The sequence below is a fragment of the Streptomyces sp. NPDC059456 genome, from assembly GCF_042750055.1.
Classification (GTDB): Bacteria; Actinomycetota; Actinomycetes; order Streptomycetales; family Streptomycetaceae; genus Streptomyces.
In genome coordinates, this window is sequence record NZ_JBHYVA010001133.1 from 1 (window position 1) to 1,278 (window position 1,278).

The window sequence follows — 1,278 nt, forward strand, 5'->3', positions numbered from 1 at the left end:
GAAGCAGGGGTGGACGTCGCGATGCACGAGGACGTCGTCTGTTCCTGGAGGGATGCTGAGGGAGACCCTGGTTGCGAAGATCTCGGGGCCGGAGCTTTCCTCGAGCAGGAGCCGCTCCAGCAGCGCGAGCAGTTCGGCGCCGCGGGCGCCGGCCATGACGAAGGACCTCCAGGCCACGCGCAGGCACACGCCGAGCGCCGCCTCGCTCGGGCCGTGGCCCGAGACGTCGCCGACGACGGCGTGGGTCGCGCCGTCCGGGGTCTGCACGACGTCGTAGAAGTCCCCGCCGAGCAGCGTCTGGGCGCGTCCGGGGTGGTAGCGCGCACAGACGCTGACGGCGTCGGCCGGGTCGTCGAGGAGCAGCGGGGTGGGCAGCAGTCCCCGTTCGAGGCGCGCGTTCTCCTCGGCGCGGAGTCTGCCCGCCTCCAGGGCGACGGCCGCCAGCTCGGTCCGCTTGCGCTGGATCGCGTACCGGATGGCCCGCATGAAGACGTCGGGTTCCAGGCGGCCCTTGACCAGGTAGTCCTGCGCCCCGGCGGCGACGGCGGTCAGCCCCGCCCGTTCCTCCGAGAGTCCGGTCAGGACGACCACGGCGACCTCGGCGGACACGGCGAGGACCTTCTTCAGGCCGTCCAGGTCCTGGGCGTCGGGCAGGTGCAGGTCGAGCAGGACGCAGTCGGGTGCCTCGGCCTCCAGCAGGTGCAGCGCACCGGCGAGGGTGGAGGCGCGGCCGAGGCGGACGTCGATCCCGCTGTCCTCCACGAGGTCCTCCACGAGGACGGCGTCGCCCTCGTCGTCCTCGATGAGCAGGACGTACGGTGGCGCGCCGTCCCACAGCGCGAGGTGGTCGTCCGGTTCCCCGGAGGAAGCCTGCCGGGGCGGGTTCACCGCCTGCTGCGGTGGCGTGCGGTCGGCCGGGGGCCGTGCCCCCAGCCCGAGAGTGCTCGCCATCGCGTCGCGTCTGTCCCTTCTCGCCACTGGGAGCGGACGCCCGGCGGACGCCTGGTCATGGCGGTTCAGCGTAGAACGATCATTTGCCGTCGGGCAATGTTTTAACAACTCAATGATTATGCCGTCCCGACGGACGAAGACCTACCAGCCCCCGGGGGACGGCCCGCGTCAGGCGCTGTCCGGGATCCGCGCGGACGTCCGCGCCCGGCCCGTGCCACCGGCCGCGGCCTCGGGGACGTCCGCCGCGGGCAGGGGGGCCGGGAGCAGCCCGGCGGCCGCTTCCCGGAACGCCGCCAGGGCCGGTACCAGTTCGTCGACCGGCTCCCG

1 protein-coding gene is annotated in these 1,278 nt (G+C 73.2%); it reads right to left on the minus strand.

Annotated features, from left to right (window positions below; all coding sequences use genetic code 11):
- Positions 1 to 951: response regulator (locus ACFXA3_RS42735; protein WP_385196979.1), on the minus strand; the 951-nt coding region annotated here is incomplete at its 3' end.
- Positions 952 to 1,278 lie beyond the last annotated feature (327 nt).